Below are 19,852 nucleotides of genomic sequence, written 5' to 3'. Positions count from 1 at the left end.
GCACGCAAGCATGCCTTTTGACCATCCTTGCCCCTTGGTTGCCCCCCGCGCCTGCCCCCTGCTTACCCTCAGTTGCCGGGCAGCGTCATGCCCGCGCCCCCGCTGCCCATGCTCACGCCCGCGCCTCCCATGCCGCCCTTGCGCCCGCCATGCTCGCCACCGGGCGCGCCGCGCGATTCGCTGCGGGGCGCGGCGGCATCCATCACGCGCGCCATCTGGCCGGCGATGAACTGGGCCACCATCTGGCGCTGGTTTTCGTCGAGGGCGTCGTTGACGCTCAGCCACCATTCGCGCAACTGCTTTTCTTCGGCCAGGCTCTGCGTGCTTTCCGTGTCCAGGCCGGCGAGCAAGTCGCGCAACTCCAGCCGCGGCGCCTGCAAACCCTGCGTCACGCCCGCTTGCAGGCGTTCGCGGCGCGCCTTGCGTTCGCGCAACAGCTGGCGCGATTTCCCTTCCACCTGCTGCCACAAGGTGGTTTGATTCGCATTGAGCTTCAATTCCGTCTTGAAATCGGGCGCCATCGGCAACAAGTCTTCCAGGCGCATCTCGGCAATCGGCACGGCCGAAGCGGTCAAGGCGGTGGTACCCAGCAGCAAGGCCAGGCCGAGACGGCGCACGGCGGGGGAAAAGGTCAACGAGGTCATGGGGGCTCCGGATAAAAAAAAGCCTGCGTCCGCAGACGCAGGCAAAACCACTTCGGGTCGAGAATGCGAGTCCACTATAGAGCCGCCGCACACGCTTTTTTTCGACTCTTACAAATGCTTACTCCCCTCAAGAGTAACTATACATCGCATACAAAACCGCAACATATGGCAAGCTGACAGCCCCGTTTTCGCGCGTAGACTGGGCCCAGGCATGCTTTTTCCACGGCCGGCCCACGCCGGCAGAGATTCAGGTCTATACTTTCAGGAAAGCGCCGCTCCACGGGGACTGGCGCTTGTGCAAGACACGCTAGCTGCAAAGGTGCAATGATGGGCAAACTCAAAAATACCGGCTTGATCGGCCTGGGCGTGGTGGCCGGCGTCGCCGTGTCGCTGCAATTTTCCGCCATGGCGCAAAAAACCGTCGAGCCGCCCCTGCCGCTGGAAGAGCTGCGTCAGCTGGCCGACGTATTTGGCCTGATCAAGTCCGATTACGTGGAACCCGTCGAAGACAAGAAACTGCTGGAAGACGCCATTTCCGGCATGGTCGCCTCGCTCGACCCCCATTCCGCCTACCTGGACAAGAAAGCCTACGCCGAGCTGCGCGAAGGCTCCGAAGGCAAGTTCGTCGGCCTGGGCATTGAAATCGGCCTCAGCGAAGACGGCTACATCAAGATCGTCTCGCCCATTGAAGATTCTCCCGCCTACCGCGCCGGCATCAAGGCCGGCGATCTGATCACCCGCCTCGATGGCCAGCCCGTGAAAGGCGTCAGCCTGGACGACAACGTCAAGCGCATGCGCGGCGAACCGGGCACCAAGGTGTCGCTGACGATTGCCCGCAAAGATGAACCGCAACCGCTGGCCTTCACCATCACGCGCGAGGAAATCCACCAGAAGAGCGTGAAGGCGAAGATCGTCGAGCCTGGATACGCCTGGTTGCGCGTGTCGCAATTCCAGGAACCGACCGTCGACGACATGGCCGCGCAGATCACGGCGTTATACAAGCAAGACCCGAACATCAAGGGCATGGTGCTGGACCTGCGCAACGATCCAGGCGGCGTGCTGCAAGGCGCCATCGGCGTCTCGGCCGCCTTCCTGCCGAAGGACGCGGCCATCGTCTCGACGAATGGCCAGTTGCCGGATTCGAAACAGGTGTTCTACGGCCGCGCCGAATACTATACCTTCCGTTCGGAAGGCGATGCCTTGGCGAAATTGCCGGCCGCCATCAAGAAAGTGCCGCTGGTGGTGCTCGTCAACACGGGGTCGGCCTCGGCCTCGGAAATCGTCGCCGGCGCCCTGCAGGATTACAAGCGTGCCACCATCATCGGCACGCAAACCTTCGGCAAGGGTTCCGTGCAAACCATCCGCCAGCTGACAGCCGACACGGCCGTCAAGCTGACGACGGCCCGCTACTACACTCCGAACGGCCGCTCGATCCAGGCCAAGGGCATCGTGCCCGACCTGCTGGTCGATGAAAATGCGGACGGCGACGGCCTCAACGGCTTGCGCATCCGCGAAGCGGACCTGACCAAGCACCTGAGCAACGACCGCGACCAAGAAAGCGCCAAGGCCGCGCCCGTCAACGACGAGATGGAAGAGCAATTGCGCATCATCGCCCTGGAAAAGACCCGCAAGCCGCTGGAATTTGGCAGCAAGGACGATTTTCAATTGCACCAGGCGCTGAACCACCTGAAGGGCTTGCCGGTGCAACTGGCCAAGGCCGAACCCGTGGTGGTGCAGGCCGACGTCAAGAAAGAACAGAAGAAATAAGCAGCAGCGCCAGCATCACAGGGGGGCGCAATGCCCCCCGGTCACCCGTCCACGCGACAAAAATCAATCTTCCGCCACACATCGCCCCGCCCCGCAACACGAAACTCTCTACAGTCGAGCCCGTTTGTGTAAAATTTGCTTCACTTATCGGCATCGCGCCGATTGCCAAATTTGAAAGCTTAACCATGAAACAAGTCGTCATCAGCGGTACCGGACTGTACACGCCGCCATTTTCGATCTCCAACGAAGAGCTGGTCACCTGCTTCAATGCCTACGCGGAAAAGTTCAATGCCGACAACGCCGACGCGATCGCCGCGGGCACAGTGACGGCGCTGGACCTGTCGAGCGTGGCCTTCATCGAAAAGGCGTCCGGCATCAAGTCGCGCTTCGTGATGGAAAAGGAAGGCATCCTCGACCCGGCGCGCATGGTCTCGCGCATCGCGGAACGGGGCGATGACGAACTGTCCCTGCAAGCGGAAATGGCGGTTGCCGCCGCGCGCGACGCCTTGGCGCGCGCGGGCCGCACGCCAGCCGATATCGACATGGTACTGGTGGCTTGCAGCAATATGCAGCGCGCCTACCCGGCCATGGCCGTGGAAGTGCAGGATGCGCTGGGCATCGACGGTTATGGTTTTGACATGAACGTGGCGTGCTCGTCCGCCACCTTCGGCATCCAGCAAGCCGTGGCCGCCGTGCAAAGCGGCCAGGCGCGCGCCGTGCTGGTGTTGAATCCCGAAATCACCAGCGGCCACCTGAACTGGCGCGACCGCGACAGCCATTTCATTTTCGGCGACGCCTGCACGGCCATCATCGTGGAAGCGAAAGACACGGCCGTGTCCAAGCACCAGTTTGAGATCATCGGCACGGCACTGAAAACGCGCTTCTCTAACGCCATCCGCAACAATTTCGGCTTCCTCAACCGTTTTGACGAGTCCGGCGTGGGCCAGGCCGACAAGCTGTTCCGCCAGCAAGGCCGCAAGGTCTTCAAGGAAGTGTGCCCGATGGCGGCCGAGATGATCAAGGCGACCCTGGCCAAGGCCGGCGTGGAAGTGGCGCAAGTGAGCCGCTACTGGCTGCACCAGGCTAACCTGAACATGAACCTGCTGATCGCGCGCCTGATCCTGGGCCGCGATGCGGAAGCCAACGAAGCGCCCGTGATCCTCGACACCTACGCCAACACCTCGTCGGCCGGTTCCATCATCGCCTTCCATAAGTATCAGGATGATATGGCGGCGGGCGCCACGGGCGTCATCTGCTCGTTCGGCGCCGGTTATTCCATCGGCTGCGTGATCGTGCGCAAGGTGTAAAGACACGGGGTGGCATAGGGTGGAATCCTTGAATTAGGAGAAGATCCGGGTGGATGACATGCGTTCGTGGCCACCTGGACGAAGATAGTGCACAGGTTTTTTGCAATAAAGCCGCAGGAACCTTCCGGCAGGGGCTTTGATGCGTTTATACTTGGTCGCTGAGCAACATCTTTTTCCATCCGCACGTCCCATAAGGAACCCCACACGCATGCCCCATGACATCAGCCTGATCACCACCATCGCCGCCGCCCTAGGGTTCGGCCTCATCTTCGGCTTCATCGCCGCGCGCCTGAAACTGCCGGCCCTGGTCGGCTATCTGGCCGCCGGCATCATCATCGGACCGGCCACGCCCGGTTTTGTGGCGGATGCGGAAATAGCCGGGCAATTGGCGGAAATCGGGGTGATGCTGATGATGTTCGGTGTCGGCCTGCACTTTTCCATCGAAGATTTGTGGGACGTGCGCAAGATCGCGCTGCCTGGGGCCATCCTGCAGATCGGCGTCGCCACGGCGATGGGCATGGGCCTGGCCCACTGGTGGGGCTGGACCCTCGGTGGCGGGCTGATCTTCGGCTTGGCCCTGTCCGTGGCCAGTACCGTGGTGCTGCTGCGCGCGCTGGAAGAACGGGGCATCCTCGACTCGCTGAATGGGCGCATCGCCGTTGGCTGGCTGGTGGTGGAAGACCTCGTCACCGTGCTGGTGCTCGTGCTGCTGCCGGCGTTTGCCGGCGTGTTGGGCGGCAAGGTCGCACCGGATGCCGAGGCCGTCAGCCTGTGGCAAACCCTGGCCATTACCCTGGGGCAAGTGGCCGGCTTCATCGTCTTCATGCTGGTGGTCGGCCGCAAGCTGTTCCCGTGGATTTTGTGGCAGGTGGCGCGCACCGGTTCGCGCGAGCTGTTCACCCTGTGCGTGATCGCCGCCGCCGTTGGCATCGCCTATGCGTCGACCAAGCTGTTCGGCGTGTCCTTCGCGCTGGGCGCCTTCTTCGCCGGCATGGTGCTGCGCGAATCGGAACTCAGCCACCGCGCCGCGGAAGAGTCGCTGCCCCTGCGCGACGCGTTTGCCGTGCTGTTCTTCGTTTCCGTCGGCATGCTGTTCGAGCCGAACATCCTCATCGAGAAGCCCCTGCAAGTGCTGGCCGTGTGCGCCATCATTATCTTCGGCAAGTCGATCGCCGCCTTCTTGCTCGTGATGGCGCTGCGCTATCCGCCGAAAACGGCCATCATCGTCTCGGCCAGCCTGGCGCAGATCGGCGAGTTCTCGTTCATCCTGGCCGCCCTGGGCCTGTCGCTGGGCCTGATGCCGCAGGAAGGCCAAAGCCTGATCCTGGCTGGCGCCATCCTGTCCATCGCCCTCAATCCGCTCGTGTTCAGCATGGCCAAGCCGCTGCTGCGCGTGATGAGCAACAGCGATTTCGCGCGCAAGTTCGAACGCACCACCGACCCGCTGGCCGAGCTGCCGATGACGGTGCCGCAGGAAAAACTGTCGGGCCAGATCGTCCTGGTCGGCTATGGCCGCGTGGGCCGGCGCATCGCCGCCGCCCTGATGGAACGGGGCATCCACTTCGTCGTGGCCGAGGAAAACCGCGAAATTGTCGACCAGCTGCGCAAGCAGGGTATCCCGGCCGTGGCCGGCAATGCGGGCGAACCGGCCGTGCTGATCCAGGCGCACATCACGCACGCCACCATGCTCGTCATCGCCACGCCCGATACCTTCCACGTGCGCGCCATGATCGAGACGGCGCGCGCGCTGAACCCCTCCATCATGACGGTGGTGCGCACGCACAGCGAGGAAGAGGCGGAATTGCTGCGCGCGGAAAACGCGGGCAAGGTGTTTATCGGCGAGCACGAGTTGGCGAATGGCATGGCCGAGCACGTGCTGCAGAGTTTTGATGCGGCGAAGAAGGGGCATGGCCATTAAGGTTCTTTGATACCGAACCTCTAGCCCATGCAAATGCCGGGGTCGGACCCTCAGGGTCCGACCCCAGTTTTTTCCGGGTTATAAACTGGCGGCCAGTTCCGCGCCTTCCCGTATCGCCCGCTTGGCGTCGAGTTCGGCCGCCAGCGCGGCGCCGCCGATCTTATGGAAACGGGGGCCGCCTGCGGCCAGCGGCTTGCCATCCTTGCCCATTTCCGGCATGAGTTCCGTCAAGCTGTCCTGGCCCGCGCAGATGACCACATTGTCCACCGCCAGCAGGCGCTGCTCGCCGCCCACGGTGATGTGCAAGCCCTGCTCGTCGATCTTGTCGTAGCTCACGCCGGCCAGCATGGCCACGCCGTTTCTCGCCAGTGCCGCGCGGTGCACCCAGCCCGAGGTCTTGCCCAGGCCCGCGCCCACTTTCGACGTCTTGCGCTGCAACAGGAAAATCTGCCGCACGGGAGCAGGAGCCACGGGCGCCACCAGGCCGCCACCCGTGGCCGCATTCAAGTCCACGCCCCACTCGCCCGCCCACGTCGCCACGGATTGCGGCAGCGGGTGCGCCGGGTCGTGCAGCAAATACTCCCCCACGTCAAAGCCGATGCCGCCCGCGCCGATGATGGCCACGCGCGCGCCGACGGGTTTCTTGGCTTGCAGCACATCCAGATACGACAGCACTTTCGGGTGCTCGATGCCGGGAATGGCCGGCAGGCGCACCTTGATGCCGGTGGCGACGATGACGTCGTCATAGCCGCCCGCCAGCAATTGGTCGCGCGTCACGCGCTGGCCCAGGCACAGCTTGACTTCCAGCAGCGCCAGCCGGCGGGCAAAGTAGCGGATGGTTTCCGTAAATTCTTCCTTGCCCGGTATCTGCATCGCCACCTTGAACTGGCCGCCGACACTGTCGCTGCTATCGAACAAGGTCACCTCGTGCCCGCATTCGGCCGCCACGCAGGCGGCGGACAGGCCGGCCGGCCCGGCGCCAACGACGGCCACCCGGCGCGGCACGGCCTTTTTCGCGTAGACGAGTTCCGTTTCATGGCAGGCGCGCGGGTTGACCAGGCAACTGGCGCGCTTGTTGGCAAACGTATGGTCGAGACACGCCTGGTTGCAGCCGATGCAGGTGTTGATTTCGTCGGCGCGGCCTGCGGCGGCCTTGGCGACAAAAAACGGGTCGGCCAGGAAAGGCCGCGCCATCGATACCAGGTCGCAGTCACCGCGTTCCAGGATGGCGTTCGCTTCGTGCGGCATGTTGATGCGGTTCGACGCCACCACGGGGATATTGACTTCGCGGCGCAGCCGGCCCGCCACGGAAGCGAAGGCGGCGCGCGGCACGGACGTGACGATGGTGGGGACTCTGGCCTCATGCCAGCCGAAACCCGTATTCAGAATGGTCACACCGGCGTGTTCCAGGGCCTTGGCCACCGTCACCACGTCGTCCCAGGTATTGCCGCCCTCGACCAGGTCGAGCAGGGAATGGCGGTACATGATGATGAAGTTGGGGCCGACGGCGGCGCGGATGCGGCGCACGATGTCCACGGGCAGGCGCATGCGGTTCTCGATCGTGCCGCCCCAGCGGTCCTGGCGCAGATTCGTGCGCGCGCACAGGAACTGGTTCAACAGGTAGCCCTCGCTGCCCATCACTTCGATGCCGTCATAGCCGGCCTTTTGCGCCAGGCGCGCGCAGCGCACGTAGTCGCAGATGGTGCGCTCGATGCCCCGTTCGCTCAGGGGACGGGGCCGGAATGGCGAGATCGGCGATTTCTTCGCCGACGCCGAGACGACGAACGGCTGATAGCCATAGCGGCCCGCATGCAGGATCTGCATGACGATCTTGCCGCCCTCCTCGTGCACGGCGCGCGTCACCTTGCGGTGATTCGGCACGTCGCCGAGGAAATTGAGCGTGCCGCCGAACGGCAGCAGCCATCCCTGGCGGTTCGGCGAGATGCCGCCCGTGACGATCAGCCCCACGCCACCGCGCGCCCGTTCGCGGTAAAACGCGGCCAGCTTGCCATAATGGTAAAAGCGGTCTTCCAGGCCCGTGTGCATGGACCCCATGATGACTCTGTTGCGCAAAGAGGTAAAACCCAGGTCGAGCGGGGCCAGCAGATGGGGATAGGCAGTCATGGTGATCGGTCCGGTAGAGGTGGTATGCAGGCCGTACGGTAGCAAGCATTGCCGCTCGCCGCAGCGTATTTCTCTAGACCGGGAGTTCTAAATCGCCCGGCGCACGGGCCGGCGATGCGTACAGCTTGTGCCGGGGGCAAGTTTCCCGTAGGCTAGGTGCATGACGCGACTCTTCCTTTGCCTGCTGATGCTGTGCGCCGTCCCCGCGACCGCGCTGGCACAGGCGACACGCCTGGACAGGCTGAAGGTCGACGTCAAGCGTATCGAGGTCGACGGGCAGCGCATGTATGAAGTCGATGCCAGCGGCAGCGTGCAGGCGCCGCCGGCCTCCGTCTGGAAGACCCTGACCACGTACGAGCGCATGCATGAATTCGTGCCCGACCTCAGCTCCTGCCGCGTGCTGTCGCGCAACGGCAATGAAGTCATCATCGAGCAGCAGGGCATGGCGCGCTTCCTGTTCATGAACCACCCCATCCACCTGGTGGTGCGGGCCACGGAAACACCGTTCACGGCCATCGATATCGCCCTGATCTCGGGCGACATGCGGCATTACGAATCGCGCTGGAATCTGTATCCCATCCCCGAGACGGGCGGCACGCGCATCGTCTTTTCCAGCCGGCTGATGCCGGGCTTCTATGTGCCCGGCATGTTGGGCACGACCATGATACGCGGCGATATCGAGCGCATGATGGGGGCAGTACTCACCCGCATCGACAGCCAGTACGCCGATAAATCCGGATAACGACACCGGAAAAAACCTACTGCGCGTCGCGATTTGCAGCCTCCGCTGCTCACTGTGCTAAAGCACAGCTCCGCTGCTCAGCTACAACTCCCATCCGCTCGCTACGGTTTCATCCGGTGTTAAAAAATCAGGCCAAATAGGTATCGCGGTCGCGGATTTCCGCGAAGTTTTCCAGGCTGCCCAGTTTCACCGTGACGGGGTTCAGGCTCGCTTGCGGCTGCATCGAGCGCCAGGCGAACAGCCATTCCTGCTCGGGCGCTTCGGCGCGCGTCTTGGTGAAGGCGGCGCCCAGGGCGGCGCGCTGGCCGTATTCGACCAGGCCATCGATGCCTGCCCAGCTGGGCAGGGTGCGCTGCACGGCGCGGTGCAGGCGTTCGCCGAATTCTTCCGTATTGTGGATGATCAAGCAGGCGTCGGCCGGGGCGAACAGATCGAACAACTGTTTGTCCCACACTTGCGAAAAGCTCAGGGTCAGACAATTGCCCGCTGGCGCCAGGCGGAACTGGCCCAGGCTCAGCGCCAGCTCGAGTTCGCTGCGCTGGCCGTAGCGGTGCAGGGTGGGGGGACGTTTGTAATCGTGCATGCTGGACTCGTTCTTCAATAGTAGGGTAAGCCGGCGCGCCGCTTAACGGGGCGGGCGGATATGGCGCCGGATGCGCTGGGCCGTCGCGGCCAGATAAATTTCGCGCAGTAAATAAATAAAACAGCCGATCAGGCAAATCACGGCCAGCACAAAGAAGGCCGCGATGTATTTGTCCAGGGTCAGGTTCAGAATATCGCCCAAAAACAGCATGGCGATGATGACGCAGACGAAGAAACCGCACGCCGTGCTCAGCGAAATCGAATAGTTGATCAGATGGGTACGCCGATACAGGGTATCAAGCTCATCCATATAGAAATCGTTGTAGCCGATGTCGAGCCGGTCTTCCAGCACGCGCGTGCGGTCGATGATGCGGCCCAGGCGGTTGGTCAGCACCACCAGCATGGTACCGATACCGGTCAACAGGAAAACCGGCGCAATCGCCAGCTGGATGATATGGCCGATGTCGCCGATCTGTATGTTCATGGATAAAAAGTCGTGGGTTCACACCGGCGCCCGACCGTGGCGCCAGCACAGGCCATAGTGTAGCAGGTGGCGCACGCCGGCTGGCCGCTTTGCCAACCGGCGTGGTTGAACGTCATGCGAAGCCGCGCCCCGGCACGAAGCGCTCGGTGGCGCGCACCAGCGCCGAAGCGATACCGTGCTCGAGCGCGCCATGGCCCGCATCCGGGATCATTTCCAGCTGTGCGCCGGGCCAGGCTTGCTGCAGGCGGTAGGCCGACAGCGGCGGGCAGATGGCGTCGTAGCGCCCTTGCACGATGACGGCCGGCAAATGCGCGATGCGCCCGATGTTACGGATCAGCTGGTCTTCCTCGAAGAAACCGAGGTTGGCCATGTAATGCGATTCGAGCCGGCCCACGCCCAGGTCCAGCGCATCGTTCGGCGCATCTTCCGGTTGCGGCATCAGGTACACGCGGCGCCCTTCGAAGCGGCTCCAGGCGCGCGCGGCCGGCCAGTACACGGCCGGGTCGCTGCTGAGGATGCGTTTCACGTAGGCGGCCAGCAAGTCGCCCCGTTCCTCTGCCGGAATGGGCGCGGCGAATTCCTCGTACAGTTCCGGATAGAACCAGCGCACGCCGTCGATGAACCAGTCGATTTCCGCCTGCGTGCACAGGAAAATGCCACGCAGCACGAAACCGAGACAGGCTTCCGGATGCGCCTGGCCATACGCCAGCGCCAGGGTCGAGCCCCAGGAGCCGCCAAACACCAGCCATTGATCGATGCCGAACTGGGCACGCAGGCGTTCGATATCGGCGATCAGCAGCTGCGTCGTGTTGTTGCGCCATTCGCCCAGCGGCGTGGACTTGCCCGCGCCGCGCTGGTCGAACAGGATCACGCGGTAGCGCTGCGGATCGAAGAAGCGGCGGTGCTGCGGCGACAGGCCCGCGCCGGGCCCGCCGTGCAGGAACAGCACGGGAATGCCGTCGGGGTTGCCGCACTCTTCCCAATAAATGGTGTGGATGTCATCGACCGCCAGCATGCCGTGCCGGTTCGGCGACAGGACGGGAAACAGGGGAGACAGGGAATCGGGCATGGCGGTCCTCGGAGTGGCGGTCAGGGCGCCAGGCACGAGACCTGGCAACTGTTCCAATTATAGTGCGCCGCCGGCGCCTCAGGCCAGCAGCAAGGGCAGGCGGTTCGAGGACTTGATTTCCCGCATCGACAGGCTGGACTGGATTTCCGCCACGCCAGGCAGGCGGCGCAGCACGGTCGAGACGAATTCGCCATACGCTTCCAGGTCGCGCGCCACCACTTGCAGGAAATAATCGGCTTCGCCCGCCACATTGTGGCACGACAAGATTTCGGGAATCGTCGCGATGGCTTGCTCGAACTGCGACGGCTGCTCGCCGCCATGGTTGGCAAACACGACCCGGACGAACGCGACCAGGCCGATGCCCAGCTTCTTGCGGTTGAGCAAAGCCTGGTAGCCGGTAATAAAACCTTCCTCTTCCAGGCGGCGCAGACGGCGCCAGACGGGGGTTTCGCTGAGCTTCAAGCGCTCGGCCAGGCGCGCATTCGACAGCCGTCCTTCATCCTGCAACAGCCTGAGTATCTGCAAATCGGTGGCGTCGAGGCTAACTTCTGGAATTTTCATCTATTTTTTGTTTTTATAGGAGTGGAATCTACCCGAATACTAGGGCATGCAGGGCAGGAAAAGCAAGCACATTTCATCACAGCAAGAACATAATGGGATCCGGCGAGCAGGCTGCACCGTGCGCATGCTCCCGCTTTTCTTTTCGACTGGTCCATGTCCGATTCTACCTTCCTGATGTACCTGCTGGCACTGGCTGGCGCCTTTTTATTACCGGGCCCCGACATGGCGCTGGTGCTGGCGACGGGCGCCGCGCGCGGCGTGGCCACGGCGCTGGTGACAGCCCTCGGCATCGCCGGCGCGCGCGCCGTCCACGTGGCGCTCTCGGGCGCGGGCCTGGCGGCATTGATGGTGACGCATCCGCAAGCCTTGCAGTGGGTCAAATGGGCGGGCGCCGCCTACCTGCTGTACCTGGCGCTGCGCCTGCTGCAGTCGGCCCTGTCGACCCAAACGGCGCAGGAAGCGGCCGCGCCCGCCACGGCGCATGGCGCCCGCGCCAGCCTGGTGCGGGGCTTCCTGACAAATCTGCTCAATCCGAAGGCACTGCTGTTTTGCAGCATGTTCCTGCCGCAATTCGTCGCCGGCAGCGAGCAGGTCGGCATGCAATACCTGCGCCTGGGCGCCGTCCTGGTGCTGGTCGGCCTGCTGTTCGATGCCCTGTACGCCGTGCTGGCCGCGCGCCTGGCGCGCCGCCTGCGCGGCAAACCTTCGCCTTACGGCAAGTTCGTGCTGCCCACCGTCTTCGTCTTGCTGGCCGGGCGGCTGGTGCTGGGCTGACTTTTCAGCGGAAGCGGCGCCCCGCAGGCAAAAAAGGCGGGGTAATCGTTCAGCAGGCTGCGCTCCAGCTCGTTGACCTTGCGAAATTGCCGCAGCGTGGGCGCCATGGCCCGTCCCGCATCCCAGCTGCGCCAGGCATTCGGCGCATCGAATTGCGCCAGCAAGGCGTCGCCCAAGTCCTGGTACACGGCCGCCATCTGCGGCTTGGCCTGCAGCACTTGCAGATACAGCGCGGTCGCTTCCGGCCATTGGCCCAGCTTGGCGCGCAAATTTCCCTCGAACAAGGCCAGCACGGGCTGCTCCAGCCCCGTTTGCGTCCTTGATTCCTGCACCGTCGTCAATGCTGCCTTGATGCCTTCCTGGTCCTTGGCCAGCAGTGCGCGCGTCAAGTCGTGGATGGGCTGGCACTCCTGCATGGCCCGCTGTTGCTGGGGCGTCAGTTTGTCCACCAGCGCGCCCGTGGAAAAATGGTCTTCCAGCAAGGTCAAGAAAGCCTCGAAGGGTTTTTCTGCCGCAAACAGGCGCTCGGCCTCGGTGCGCAGCGCGGGATGTGCCTGCGGTCCCGGCGGCGGCAACCGCGCCGCCTGCGCCAGCACGCGCTCAAGCGGGGGCGCATCGGCCGCCAGCGGGCGTGGCCTGTAAGCGGCCAGGGTATACGTGGCGGGCGCACCCGCCGTCATGGCGCTGACGCGGAAGTGGCGCGTCACGCTGCCACCCACCTCCTGGTAGTGCATGGTAAATTCGGCGGGAATGCGCTTGCCGTCGGCCAGCATCTTCAGCACCAGCGGATGGCCGCCCCAGGTGTAGCGCAGGTACTGGGCAAATGCCGTGGCATCGTCGCCGCTGACGGGACTGCCGGCTATCCCCAGGCGCAGCAGGGGCTGCCCGTCGAGCGACCACAGCACGGCGCCGTCGAGCACTTGCGGCGCCAGCGCGTTGCGCCGCTTGTTGTCCAGCACCGACAAAGCCTGTTCCTCATACACGGGCAACGTTGCGTGCTGCTCAAGGCCGCCCGCCTTCAATATGCCGACGATCCCTTGCCGGTGGCGCAGTTCGAAGACGCGAAATCCCGCCACGTCGAACAGCGAATACCTGTCGTAGGTGGACGCGGCCATATCGATCAGGTGGCGGCGGCGCGTGGCAAAATCGAACATGGACAAGCTCATGCCATCGCGCACGCTCAGGTAATGCGGGCCCAGCACGACATCGCTTTCCTGCGTCTCGCGCGCGGGCAGGCTGGTTTTCACGCCGGGCTTGTCGACGCGCTCGGTAGTCACCGTGACATGGAACGCGACACTGGCCTGGGCCGCGCTGGCGCCCAGGAAAAGAATGGCGGCCACGCTGGCGCGGCGCAAGACAGGAAAGAGGGGCATGGAAATGGTGCAGTGGAGAAATGATGATTCTAAGGCAAATCCGGCGATCACCTTGTTTTGCTGGCAAGCATAAAAAAAGACAGCCGCAGCTGTCTTTTTGTTTGACCTCAATACCGATTACGACATGTGCTGGCCGCCGTTGATCGAGATGTTGGCGCCCGTGACGAACGCGGCTTCATCGGAAGCCAGGTAAGCGACCAGGCCAGCCACTTCTTCCGGCTTGCCCAGGCGCGCCATTGGAATTTGCGGGATGATTTTGCTGTCGAGCACTTCCTGCGGAATCGCCATGACCATCTTGGTGCCGATGTAGCCGGGCGAGATAGTGTTGACGGTGACGTTCTTGCGTGCCACTTCCAGCGCCAGCGACTTGGTGAAACCATGCATGCCGGCTTTCGCGGCCGAATAGTTGGTCTGGCCGAAGGCGCCCTTCTGGCCATTCACGGACGAGATATTGATGATGCGGCCCCAGCCGCGTTCCACCATGCCGTCGCAGACGGGCTTGGTCATGTTGAAGACGGAATCGAGGTTGGTGCCCATCACGGCGTCCCAGTTCGGCTTGTCCATCTTCTTGAACGTCATGTCGCGCGTGATGCCGGCGTTATTCACCAGCACGTCGACAGGACCGATTTCCGCTTCCACGGCCGCCACGCAGGCAGCCGCCGAATCGTAGTCGGCCACGTCGCACGGATATGCCTTGAAGTCGTAACCCATGTCCTTGGTCGACGCCAGCCATTCCGCGACCTTCGGATTGCCTGGGGAATATGTGGTCACCACGCGATAGCCGAGCGCGGCCAGCTTGAAACACACCGCTTCGCCCAGACCACCCATGCCACCAGTTACCAATGCAACTCTTGCCATTTTCATCCCCTCAGTGTCGTTCTATTGCTAAAAAGTTAATTATTTAATGAAAGCAATCCAAAACCGCCGCGTGACGGCGGCGTACTGCACCGAACCAGGCCGCCACGCATTGCGCGTAACGGCCCAAGTTCGGTGTCAGCGATTAATCACGCTCAATTGCGAGGGCCACGCCCATGCCGCCGCCGATGCACAATGCGGCCAGGCCTTTCTTGGCGTCGCGGCGGATCATTTCGTGGATCAGGGTGACCAGGATGCGCGCACCGGACGCGCCGATCGGGTGGCCGATGGCAATCGCGCCGCCGTTCACGTTGATCTTGCTGGTATCCCAGCCCATTTCCTTGTTGACGGCAATCGCTTGCGCGGCAAACGCTTCGTTGATTTCCATCAGGTCCAGCTCTTCATGCGTCCAGCCGGCTTTTTTCAGGCACAGGCGCGATGCGGAGACGGGGCCCATGCCCATGACGGCCGGGTCCAGGCCCGACGAAGCGTAGGCCTTGATGCGCGCCAGCGGCTTCAAGCCCAGTTCTTTCGCTTGCGAGGCCGACATCATGATCACGGCGGCGGCGCCGTCGTTCAGGCCGGACGCGTTGCCGGCCGTGACGGTGCCATCCTTGGCGAACGCGGGGCGCAGGCCGGCCAGCGATTCCAGGGTCGAACCGGGCTTGATGTATTCGTCGCTGTCGAAGACGACCGTGCCTTTTTTATTGGCGATTTCCAGCGGCAGAATTTCATCCTTGAACTTGCCCGCTTTTTGCGCCGCTTCCGCTTTCAGTTGCGACTGCAGCGCGAATTCATCCTGCTCGGCGCGCGTCACTTCGTATTTCTTGGCGACGTTTTCCGCCGTGATGCCCATGTGGTACTGGTTGTACACGTCCCACAGGCCGTCGACGATCATGGTGTCGATCATCTTGAAGTCGCCCATGCGGAAACCGTCGCGCGAGCCGTTCATCGCGTGCGGCGAGGCGCTCATGTTTTCCTGGCCGCCGGCGATGATGATGTTGGCGTCGCCGCACTTGATCGCTTGCGCCGCCAGGTGCGTGGCCTTCAGGCCGCTGCCGCATACCTTGTTGATGGTGAATGCCGGGATCGAGCTGGGCAGGCCAGCCTTGATGACGGCCTGGCGCGCGGCGTTCTGGCCGACGGCAGCCGTCAGCACCTGGCCCAGGATCGCTTCGCCGATCAGGTTCGGGTCGATGCCGGTTTGTGCCAGCAAGCCCTTGATTACATGCGCGCCCAGTTCGGACGCAGGAATCTTGGCCAGACTGCCACCGAATTTGCCGACTGCGGTACGGCCGGCGGCCACGATTACGACATCATCCATTTATTTCTCCGATAAGCAGGCCACGAGGGCCAAGGTCAAGGTGTTAATACAATCCAATGAGTATCCGGGAAGACACAGCAAGCTGCGTTTCATTCTAGCGCGGCACGCGCCGCAGTTCCAGCGCCGCACCGCAGGCGGCGGCGATGACAGCCTGCTTGCGGTGGCGGCGGGCGGCCTGGCGCGGCGGATAGCCGCTGCCGGGCCGCAACACGCTTACGCCTGGCGAGCAGGACGCGTATTTTTATTTTTATCATACCCTTCATCGGCGCCGCCGAAAGTGGTTTTTAGAAAATTATTGAAGGGAATAATCAGGGGCACAGGCGTTTGCTTTACCACCTGCACCAGCTCGCCAAATTTTTGACGCGATGCAGCAAACTCACCCTTTGTCACAGTGTCGAATTTCTCCTGGGTTTCTTGGGCAACATCCTTTGCCTGGCGGCCATATGCACCGATGCGTTCGATGGCCAGTTGCGACTGCGTGCGCGACAGTTCCAGCAGCGCTTGCGGATCCTTCACGGACAGCAGCTGATTGCCTGCCACCGTAGCGGCGGCCAGCGCCGCGCGGGCCGCATCGATCTGCAAGTCCAGCACGCTGGCGCCGCTGTCGACAGCGGCCTGGGCATACGCTTGCGCGCTGATCAATTGTGCTTCCACCAGGGCCTTGCCGGCCAGTGCCCATTGCTCGGAAAATGAAAACATAGTGTTCCTCTCCAATTTGATGGCGGTGCATGTTGCGCCGCACAGTACTCAACTGTAAGCGGTGGTTCATTGCTGAACCTTGATATTTATCAAGCTTTGCTGTTGGTTTGTTTCCAACTCAACGTTGATCAGGACAACAACTTGATACCGTCCAGCGACGCCGCGCACTGCTCGCGTATCACGCTGACGAAATCGCGCACATACGCCTTGTCCTGCAAATGATCAGGCACGGAGACATACAGGTCGCTCCACAAGCCGTGCTCGCCCACCGGGCGCGCCACCACATAATCGTAATCGACGTAATTCTTGATGGCCCAGTTCGGCAAGGCGGCAATGCCGCGCCGGCTCGCCACCAGTTGCAGCACGGCGACCGTCAATTCCGCCGTACGGCGTTCAAACGCGATGCCGGCGGGCCGCAGCACTTCGCGGATCAGGTCGATGCGCTCTTCCGGCACGGGATAGGTAATTAATGTTTCGCCCGTAAAGTCGGCCGCCACCAGCCGGCGCTGCGCCTGCAGCCGGTGCTTCTGCGCCATCACCACCAGCATTTCAAAGCGGAACAGGGGAAACACGGTGAAGTCGGGACCATATGGCGAACCGATCACGAGGTCCGCCTCGCCCGAGCGCAGCAAGTCCGCCGGTTCGCTGTGAAAGCCGGACACCAGGTCGATTTCCACTTCCGGCCAGCGCTGGCGAAACGCATCCATCACGGGCATGAGCCAATCGAAACAGGTATGGCATTCGAGCGCCACGCGCAACTGCCCCTTGTCGCCTTGCGACAGGCGCGCCACGTCGCGCTCGGCCAGTTCGATCTCGGGCAGCAGCTTGTCGGCCAGGGCCAAGAGACGGCTGCCCGTGGCCGTAAACGCGATCGGCATGGACTTGCGTTCGAACAAGGGCGCCTGGTAGCGCTCTTCCAGCAAACGGATCTGGTGCGACAGGGCCGACTGGGTCAGGTTGAGCAGCTGCGCGGCGCGCACCAGGCTGCCGGACGAACGCAGGGCACTCAGGGTGCGCAGGTGGCGGATTTCTAGCATCGGCAAATGAAATGGCGTACGTGAATGATTTTCATGTTATTCGGCAAAATGTTTCGTTTTGATTATAGACCAAGTTGCCGCACACTCTAGCGCATTCACATTAAATCTCGATGACATCATGACCGTGCACACCCACATCCTTGGTTTTCCCCGCATCGGCGCCGCGCGTGAACTGAAATTGGCGCTGGAAAGCCACTGGCGCGGCGAGGTGTCCGAGGCGGCCCTGGAAGCGACGGGCCGGCAACTGCGGGCGCGCCACTGGGCCCTGCAACGCGACGCCGGTCTTGACTACGTTACCGTGGGCGACTTCGCCTTTTACGACCAGGTGGCCAACCATATCCAGCTGCTGGGCTGCGAACCGGCCCGTTTCAGCTTCGCGCCAGAGCAGTCGCCGCTGTCACGCTATTTCACCATGGCGCGCGGCGCAGACACGCACGCCGCCCATGCCGGCTGCGGCCACGCCCACCATGCACACGCCGCCGGGACTGCCGCGCTGGAAATGACCAAGTGGTTCGACACCAATTACCATTACCTGGTGCCCGAACTATCGCCGCAGACCCGGTTTTCTCTCGCTTGCGAACGCCTGCTGGCGGAAGTGGCCGAGGCGCAGGCGCTGGGCCACCAGGTCAAGGCGGCCTTGATCGGCCCCCTCACCTTCCTCTGGCTGGGCAAGGAAAAGACGCCCGGCGAGTCAAGCTTCGACCGCCTGGCCCTGCTGGAACAATTGCTGCCCGTCTACGGCGCCCTGCTCGACCGCCTGAAACAGCAAGGCGTGGCATGGGTGCAGCTCGACGAGCCGATCCTGGGCCTGGACTTGCCTGGTGCCTGGCGCAGCGCCTTCGAGAGCGCCTACTGGCAACTGAACCAGGTAGGTATAAATATCCTGCTGGCCACGTATTTCTCGCCGCTGGAAGAAAACCTCAGCCTGACGTGCCGCCTGCCCGTGGCCGGCCTGCACGTGGACGGCATCCGCGCGCCGCATGAATTGATCAGCGTGACGGACTGGCTGCCCGCGCATAAAGTCTTGTCGGTCGGTATCGTCGATGGCCGCAATATCTGGCGCACCGACCTCGACGAGGCCCTGGCCGTGCTGCAGCCGCTGGCGGCCAAACGCAACGGCCACCTGTGGCTGGCGCCGTCGTGCTCCCTGCTGCACGTGCCGTTCAGCCTGGCGGCCGAGACGGAGCTCGATGGCGAAATCAAGACCTGGCTGGCGTTTGCCACGGAAAAACTGTCCGAAATCGCCGTCCTCAAGGGCGCGCTCGCAGGCCATCCCGATGATGCCGCGTTGGCCGCGTCTCGCCTGGCTATCGCCGGCCGCCGTGCCAGTCCCCGCGTGCACCGCCCGCAAGTGGCGCAGCGCCTGCAAGCGCTCACGCCCACCGTCGACCGCCGCGATTCCAGCTTCCCGCAGCGCCAGGCCATGCAGCGCGCGCGTTTGCAACTGCCCGACTTCCCGACGACGACCATCGGTTCCTTCCCGCAGACGACGGCCATCCGCGCCGCCCGCGCCAGTTTCAAGCGAGGCGAACTGGCTGTGAACGACTACGAACAGCAGATGCGCGCCGAAATCGCCCACGCCGTGAGCCGCCAGGAAGCGCTGGGTCTGGATGTGCTCGTGCATGGCGAAGCGGAACGCAACGACATGGTCGAATACTTCGGCGAGCAACTGGACGGCTTTATCTTCACGCGCCACGGCTGGGTGCAATCGTACGGCTCGCGCTGTGTGAAGCCGCCCGTCATTTACGGCGACGTGCAGCGCCCCACCGCCATGACCGTCGAATGGACGGTGCACGCGCAAAGCCTGACGCATAAACCGGTGAAGGGCATGCTGACGGGCCCGGTCACGATCTTGCAATGGTCGTTCGTGCGCGACGACCAGCCGCGCGCCACCACGGCGCGGCAACTGGCCCTGGCCATCCGCGACGAGGTGCAAGACCTGGAATCGGCCGGCATCGGCATCATCCAGATCGACGAGCCGGCCATCCGCGAAGGCTTGCCGCTACGCCGCGGCCGGTGGGACGCCTATCTGGACTGGGCCACGCGCGCCTTCCGCATCGCCGCGTCCGTCGTCAGCGACACGACGCAGATCCACACCCACATGTGCTATGCCGAATTCAACGACATCCTGCCGCAGATCGCCGCCATGGACGCCGACGTCATCACGATAGAGACGAGCCGCTCCGACATGGAACTGCTGAAGGGTTTTGGCCAGTTCCAGTATCCGAACGAAATCGGCCCCGGCGTGTACGACATCCACTCGCCGCACCTCCCCTCGACTCTCGACATGGTGAAATTGCTGCAAAAAGCCAGTACGGTCATTCCGCCAGCCAATTTATGGGTGAACCCGGACTGCGGCTTGAAAACGCGGGGCTGGGCGGAAACGGAGGCGGCTTTAAAAAATATGGTCGCGGCGGCGCAGCAGATGCGCGCGGCGGCATGACATAGGCCTACCCAGGCCGCATGCAGGGCTGCTTTCAGGACGGCGCACCGGTTTTCCGGGGCGCCGTCCGTTTTTTTTGACATGAAGTAGGTGTTGCCCTGCGGAATAGCACGCGCCAGGCCCCTGATGCTGATTTTTTTGCAGTAGAA

The 19,852-nt window shown here is 63.1% G+C and carries 17 protein-coding genes; 6 read left to right on the top strand and 11 right to left on the bottom strand.

The genetic code is table 11. The features are described 5' to 3' along the window. Nucleotides 1-68: 68 nt before the first annotated feature. Nucleotides 69-644 carry a hypothetical protein gene (locus LSO07_RS02030; protein ID WP_151092081.1) on the bottom strand — a complete coding sequence of 192 codons (576 nt, stop codon included), beginning with the start codon at nt 642-644 and terminating at the stop codon, nt 69-71. 324 nt (nt 645-968) lie between these two features. Between LSO07_RS02030 and LSO07_RS02025 the strand changes: the two genes are divergently transcribed. The 3 genes from LSO07_RS02025 (at nt 969) to ybaL (ending at nt 5,636) form a co-directional block, all read left to right on the top strand. Continuing rightward, complete coding sequence (locus LSO07_RS02025) at nt 969-2,411, top strand: S41 family peptidase (RefSeq protein ID WP_151092079.1); 1,443 nt, start codon at nt 969-971, stop codon at nt 2,409-2,411. Nucleotides 2,412-2,596: 185 nt separating this feature from the next. Beyond that, nucleotides 2,597-3,718: a beta-ketoacyl-ACP synthase III gene (locus LSO07_RS02020; RefSeq protein ID WP_151092077.1), complete on the top strand. Its 1,122-nt coding sequence runs from the start codon at nt 2,597-2,599 to the stop codon at nt 3,716-3,718. 208 nt (nt 3,719-3,926) lie between these two features. After that, the gene (ybaL, locus tag LSO07_RS02015; protein WP_070258417.1) at nt 3,927-5,636 is read left to right on the top strand and encodes a YbaL family putative K(+) efflux transporter; all 1,710 of its coding nucleotides are present in this window, start codon (nt 3,927-3,929) and stop codon (nt 5,634-5,636) included. 78 nt (nt 5,637-5,714) lie between these two features. On the opposite strand, the gene LSO07_RS02010 is transcribed toward ybaL, so the two are convergent. After that, nucleotides 5,715-7,760, bottom strand: coding sequence for an NADPH-dependent 2,4-dienoyl-CoA reductase (locus LSO07_RS02010; protein WP_151092075.1), 2,046 nt, complete (start codon nt 7,758-7,760; stop codon nt 5,715-5,717). Nucleotides 7,761-7,920: 160 nt separating this feature from the next. On the opposite strand from LSO07_RS02010, the gene LSO07_RS02005 reads away from it, so the two are divergent. After that, nucleotides 7,921-8,502 (top strand): SRPBCC family protein, encoded by a 582-nt coding sequence (locus LSO07_RS02005; protein WP_225317147.1) that lies wholly within the window; start codon nt 7,921-7,923, stop codon nt 8,500-8,502. A gap of 127 nt (nt 8,503-8,629) precedes the next feature. Here LSO07_RS02005 and LSO07_RS02000 read toward each other — a convergent pair whose 3' ends face one another. The 4 genes from LSO07_RS02000 to LSO07_RS01985 form a co-directional block, all read right to left on the bottom strand. Then, nucleotides 8,630-9,085, bottom strand: a complete 456-nt coding sequence (locus LSO07_RS02000; protein ID WP_034752899.1) for a hypothetical protein — start codon at nt 9,083-9,085, stop codon at nt 8,630-8,632. Nucleotides 9,086-9,127: 42 nt separating this feature from the next. Next, nucleotides 9,128-9,568: a DUF2721 domain-containing protein gene (locus LSO07_RS01995; protein WP_034783716.1), complete on the bottom strand. Its 441-nt coding sequence runs from the start codon at nt 9,566-9,568 to the stop codon at nt 9,128-9,130. A gap of 112 nt (nt 9,569-9,680) precedes the next feature. Beyond that, the gene (pip, locus tag LSO07_RS01990; protein ID WP_151092073.1) at nt 9,681-10,637 is read right to left on the bottom strand and encodes a prolyl aminopeptidase; all 957 of its coding nucleotides are present in this window, start codon (nt 10,635-10,637) and stop codon (nt 9,681-9,683) included. Nucleotides 10,638-10,715: 78 nt separating this feature from the next. Then, on the bottom strand, nt 10,716-11,198 hold the full coding sequence (locus LSO07_RS01985) for an Lrp/AsnC family transcriptional regulator (RefSeq protein ID WP_034783718.1): 483 nt from the start codon (nt 11,196-11,198) through the stop codon (nt 10,716-10,718). Between the two features lie 153 nt (nt 11,199-11,351). On the opposite strand from LSO07_RS01985, the gene LSO07_RS01980 reads away from it, so the two are divergent. Beyond that, nucleotides 11,352-11,972 (top strand): LysE family translocator, encoded by a 621-nt coding sequence (locus LSO07_RS01980; protein ID WP_225317146.1) that lies wholly within the window; start codon nt 11,352-11,354, stop codon nt 11,970-11,972. Here LSO07_RS01980 and LSO07_RS01975 read toward each other — a convergent pair. From LSO07_RS01975 to LSO07_RS01955, 5 genes are all read right to left on the bottom strand, one after another. Continuing rightward, nucleotides 11,909-13,345, bottom strand: coding sequence for a hypothetical protein (locus LSO07_RS01975; protein ID WP_151092071.1), 1,437 nt, complete (start codon nt 13,343-13,345; stop codon nt 11,909-11,911). The two genes, LSO07_RS01980 and LSO07_RS01975, sit on opposite strands and share 64 nt — an antisense overlap. A gap of 117 nt (nt 13,346-13,462) precedes the next feature. Next, the gene (phbB, locus tag LSO07_RS01970; protein WP_034783722.1) at nt 13,463-14,203 is read right to left on the bottom strand and encodes an acetoacetyl-CoA reductase; all 741 of its coding nucleotides are present in this window, start codon (nt 14,201-14,203) and stop codon (nt 13,463-13,465) included. A 142-nt stretch (nt 14,204-14,345) separates the two neighbouring features. After that, the gene (locus LSO07_RS01965; protein WP_034783723.1) at nt 14,346-15,524 is read right to left on the bottom strand and encodes an acetyl-CoA C-acetyltransferase; all 1,179 of its coding nucleotides are present in this window, start codon (nt 15,522-15,524) and stop codon (nt 14,346-14,348) included. Between the two features lie 213 nt (nt 15,525-15,737). Next, entirely contained in the window at nt 15,738-16,223 is a 486-nt protein-coding gene (gene phaP, locus LSO07_RS01960; RefSeq protein ID WP_034783725.1) for a TIGR01841 family phasin, read from the bottom strand. 128 nt (nt 16,224-16,351) lie between these two features. Then, nucleotides 16,352-17,260, bottom strand: a complete 909-nt coding sequence (locus tag LSO07_RS01955; RefSeq protein WP_034783726.1) for a LysR family transcriptional regulator — start codon at nt 17,258-17,260, stop codon at nt 16,352-16,354. Between the two features lie 118 nt (nt 17,261-17,378). Between LSO07_RS01955 and metE the strand changes: the two genes are divergently transcribed. Further along, a complete protein-coding gene (gene metE / locus LSO07_RS01950; protein WP_151092069.1) occupies nt 17,379-19,703 on the top strand; it encodes a 5-methyltetrahydropteroyltriglutamate--homocysteine S-methyltransferase in 2,325 nt (774 codons plus the stop codon). Nucleotides 19,704-19,852 lie beyond the last annotated feature (149 nt).

This window comes from Janthinobacterium sp. PLB04, from assembly GCF_021165895.1.
In the GTDB taxonomy this organism is placed as follows: Bacteria; Pseudomonadota; Gammaproteobacteria; order Burkholderiales; family Burkholderiaceae_D; genus Janthinobacterium; species Janthinobacterium lividum.
This window is presented reverse-complemented; position numbering and strand designations above follow the sequence as displayed.